Here is a 4,205-nt window from a genome sequence, read left to right as displayed (position 1 = left end):
GCCATACCCTGGCTATAGGTTTTGAAAGGGACATCGATAAAGTCGCCAAGTTCGCTGAAGGCGATGATCTCCGGCATTTTTTCTTGGATCTCGGCCTCGGTCCACCCGCTGATCAAACCCCTCAGAACAATGTTTCGCCGCCCCGTCGCTTCGGGGCGAAATCCTATGTTGATGTTGAACAAAGCGTCGACTTTGCCTTCGATGGCTACTATGCCGGACGATGGCTGATAGATGCCGTACAACACCTTGAGCAGTGTCGTCTTGCCGGCCCCGTTTGGGCCGACCAAGCCTAACCGATCGCCTGCTTTGAGTTCAAAGCTGACATCTTCCAGCGCCTGCACGACCTGCTTGCCGCCGGAACGTCCGATTTTGCCTCCAAGACCACCCAGGCGCCGGTCAGGCGCCGTAAGCGTCAACTTTTCGTAGAGGCGGTAGGCGAGGCTGACATTGTCCAGCTTGATGGAAATCATTTTGAGCTCAGATCAGGAAAACGACGCGCTTGCGATATCCGCCCAGCAGCAGCAACGCAACCGCCCAGAAAGCCAAAGAGATGTAGGCGGTCACAGCAAAGGCATGCATTGGGAAGTCGCCGCTCGCGATTGGCGCGCGCACCACTTCCAGAAAATATGTGAACGGATTCCAATGATAGGCATAGTTCTGTATACCGCCTTGCCCATGATAGGCCCAGAAGACTGGCGTAAGAAACGTACCGACCCGCATGATGTTGCCGACGATGAACTGGGCATCGGGAAAGAATGCACCCAGGAATGCGAAAACCGTTACGATTGCAGGGGTCGCGAGCACAATCAGCAATAACCCCGGGACAGACAATAGCCACTCAGCGCTGATTCCCAAGCCGCTCAGCAGCAGGATGACGATGCAACCCGCCACCGAATAGCTCGCTCGGATGACACATTGCACCGTCAGCCGCATCACATACACGAAGAGTGGCAGCCTCGTGCCTTGAATGAAACTGGCTTCGCGGGAGAACAGGGGCACGCTCAGGCTGATCATCTCCATGAGGTAGAACCAGACAACCAGGCCGATCGAAGCATAGGCCGTGTATCCGGCCGAATCCGTGTCTTTGGTCTTGAAAACGAAGATGAAAGTGCCAATGAATGCCAGATAATTGACCAGCATCCAAAGCGGGCCGAGCGTCGTGCGTCTGTGCTGATCGCCGATGTCCTCGTGGGCAAGCGCGATCCAGACCCGGTGTAATCTCATGGCCTTTGAGATGTCGTCAAAAGCGCCGTTTAGTGCCGCAATCATAGCTGGGAGTATCGCAATCCGTTGTTCTGGCGCATTATTCTTCGCTGGCCATAGCGAACCACCAAGCCCGTCTCTAATAGCCATTTCGATGGGCATATGGCAACGCATTGCGTCGTAACGCGGTGGGGAGCAGAGTCAACTGCGGCAAAACTGAGCGCATGCTGATGCTGCGTGGCTTATCTATTAGCGTTTGATAATGTTGACTTTACGGCAATCGCCCGAGCATGATCCATGTTCTCCACTGGAAGCCTCTTGTCCGAAAAAAAACCTCTAGCTATGCCCCCGCCCCCGAAGTATGCGATATAGGACGGCGGGGGCCGGGGATAGCACTTGAGCAAGGTGATTGGTCGCGAAGTAACTTCGTGTTCGCACCTCGCTGGTGTCGATGCCCTTGAGCCTGGAGTCTAGTGCCGTCCAATGAATTCCCACCTAGAAGCTGTGTTCGGGCTCAGGCCACAGATGCGGCGCGCCTTCATCATGGTCCAGGACGTGGTCATGGTCCTGGTCGCCGTGGCACTCAGCCTCGTGCTTTCGCGGTCTAATCTTTCGTTCGACGCGCTCTCCAAGGAGGGTCTGGCGACATGGGCGGGCATCGTCGTCATCAGCCATTTGCTGTTCCGCTACAGTGGCCTCTACACCACCGTCTGGCGCTTCGCCTCGACGCCGGACTTTTTCAACATCCTGAAGAGCTGCGCGATTTTGACGTTCACTCTTTACATGGCATCGCTGCTGCTGCGTTTTTACCGGCCGGTGGCGGGGCTCAACGAGCGTCAGTTCATCGTCTTCTTCCTCGTCTCCTTCACCATCATATCGGCACCCCGGCTATTCTACCGCTTCCTGCGTGACGGCGCGAGCTGGGGCATTCTTGGCCGCAAGTCCGATGATACTGAGCCCAAGCGCGCGCTGTTCGTTGGCCGGCTCGGCGAGGCCGACCTGATCATTCGCTTCACGCGCACGGCGCAACCGGCTGACTATTCCATCGCAGGCATCATGGCGACCGAGCGCGGCGCGCCATTGGGCACGCGGATTCAGGGTGTTCCCGTGGTGGCGACCCTGCCGCGTCTGATCGATGTCCTGGAAGATTACGCGACCGGCACCAAAAGCCTGGACCTGCTGATTTTCGGCAGCGGCGCCGAGCACGAAATCGAGGACTATTCGGAACTCGTGCGCATTGCCCGGCACGGCGACATAAATGTGGTGCAGTTCTCAGGCCTTTCGGAGTTGGAACAGCACGGAAAGCTGGTTCTCGACACCGTCGAGATGGAAACGATCCTGCGCCGTCCGGCGGTCGCGTCCGACATCCAGCGCATCGGCGCCTTTGTCAGCGGCAGACGCGTTCTGGTGACCGGCGGCGCCGGTTCTATCGGCCAGACGCTGGTCAAGCGGTCGCTGGAACTGGGAGCCGAGGCGGTGCTGGTCGCCGACAACTCCGAGTTCGGCATCTTCCAGCTGAGCCAGTATGTTGACGAGAAGGACCATGACCGACTCAAGGTCCGCATCGTCGATGTCTCCGACCGGCGCCAGATAATGCGTGTCGTCACGGAATTCCGGCCGGACATCATCTTTCACGCCGCGGCGCTCAAGCACGTGCCGCTGCTCGAGGAGAACTGGGATTCGGCCATTCAAACCAACATTTTCGGAACGCTCGTCTGCGCCGAGGTTGCCGCCAAGTGCGGGGTTGCGCAATTTGTCCTGATATCGAGCGACAAGGCGGTGGATCCCTCATCGGTGCTTGGCATGACGAAGCGGGCCGCCGAACAGATCATCAGTGCCTTGCACGGCACGCCGGCAGGCGAGACGGGCGGGCGCCTCCCGGCCACCAAGTTCATTGCAGTGCGGTTCGGCAATGTCTTCGGCAGCAATGGTTCGGTGGCGACCATATTCCAGGCGCAGATCGAGGCTGGGGGGCCCGTCACCATCACCGACCGGCGCATGACGCGCTATTTCATGACCGTGGCCGAAGCCGTCGATCTCGTCATCATGTCGGCGGCCGATGCCGGGTCGCGGCAGAGCGGAGACGATTATGCCGTCTATATGCTCGACATGGGCAAGCCGGTGCCGATCCTTGAAGTGGCCGAAACGATGATCCGCTTGTCCGGAAAGAGCCCATACAAGGACATCGCGATCCGGTTCACGGGCATCAGGCCGGGCGAAAAACTTCACGAAACGCTGCATGGCGAAGACGAGGAACTCGTCGAACTCGGCATCTCGAAGGTTTTCGGTCTCAGCACGGACGTCGTGGAATGGTCGGATGTCCAGGTCGCGCTCTCGGCCCTGCAGCAGTCGGCGAAAAATCAGGACAAGGCTGCCGCGCTCGCCGCATTGGCAGGTCTCGACCGCGCCAAGAAGGCCAGGGCAAGTGCACGTCAAGACGCGATCCCGAAAACGGCGGGGCAGGCGAGCTAGGCCCGGTTCAGAATTCAGAAAGCGATCTTGCTCGTGAGCAAAGATGATCTGCGCATCGCGGTCCTGATGGGCACGAAAGACGGCGCCGCCTTCATCGAGGAGCAGCTGCAGTCCCTGCTCGAGCAGTCGCACCCTCTGGTCGACTTGTGGATTTCAGACGATGGCTCCACCGATGGCACGACCGCCATCATCGAGACATGGAAATCCCGCTGGCGGCCCAAGGGGCGGATGACGCTGGTAGAGGGGCCGCGGCAAGGCTTCGCCGCCAATTTCCGCTCCATGATCGTCGACCGACGCATCGAGGCGGACTGCTATGCCTTCTGCGACCAGGACGATATCTGGGAGCCCGACAGGCTGGAGAGCGCTATCAGCTGGATGCGGACCCAAGATGCGAAAACCCCGCTGATGTTTTGTTCGCGAACCGCAACCATGACGGAAACAGGAAGCCTTGTCGGCCATTCGCCGCTGTTTGCCCGGCCGCCATCCTTTCGCAACGCGCTTGTGCAAAGCATCGCCGGCGGCAACACAAT

Annotated in this window: 4 protein-coding genes; 2 read left to right on the top strand and 2 right to left on the bottom strand. The window is 59.0% G+C overall.

What is annotated here, in order from left to right:
* The coding region (locus EN939_RS23275; protein ID WP_164751159.1) for an ABC transporter ATP-binding protein at positions 1-470 on the bottom strand (470 nt) is incomplete at its 3' end.
* A gap of 7 nt (positions 471-477) precedes the next feature.
* Entirely contained in the window at positions 478-1,365 is an 888-nt protein-coding gene (locus EN939_RS23270) for an ABC transporter permease (RefSeq protein WP_236382859.1), read from the bottom strand.
* A 321-nt stretch (positions 1,366-1,686) separates the two neighbouring features.
* On the opposite strand from EN939_RS23270, the gene EN939_RS23265 reads away from it, so the two are divergent.
* Both EN939_RS23265 and EN939_RS23260 read left to right on the top strand, forming a co-directional pair.
* Positions 1,687-3,675 (top strand): nucleoside-diphosphate sugar epimerase/dehydratase, encoded by a 1,989-nt coding sequence (locus EN939_RS23265; protein WP_164748808.1) that lies wholly within the window; start codon positions 1,687-1,689, stop codon positions 3,673-3,675.
* Positions 3,676-3,708: 33 nt separating this feature from the next.
* Positions 3,709-4,205, top strand: a 497-nt coding sequence (locus tag EN939_RS23260) for a glycosyltransferase (RefSeq protein WP_127269979.1), incomplete at its 3' end; no start/stop codon positions are given.

The sequence above is a fragment of the Mesorhizobium sp. M7A.F.Ca.CA.002.05.1.1 genome (assembly GCF_003998335.1).
Classification (GTDB): domain Bacteria; phylum Pseudomonadota; class Alphaproteobacteria; order Rhizobiales; family Rhizobiaceae; genus Mesorhizobium.
Note: the sequence above shows the minus strand (reverse complement) of the source record. Positions and strands in the feature narration are given on the sequence as shown.

Bases quoted from the DNA above. Each gene is read 5' to 3' on its own strand.
- EN939_RS23265 (WP_164748808.1), top strand. From the start codon at position 1,687: ATGAATTCCCACCTAGAAGCTGTGTTCGGGCTCAGGCCACAGATGCGG.
- EN939_RS23270 (WP_236382859.1), bottom strand. From the start codon at position 1,365: ATGCCCATCGAAATGGCTATTAGAGACGGGCTTGGTGGTTCGCTATGG.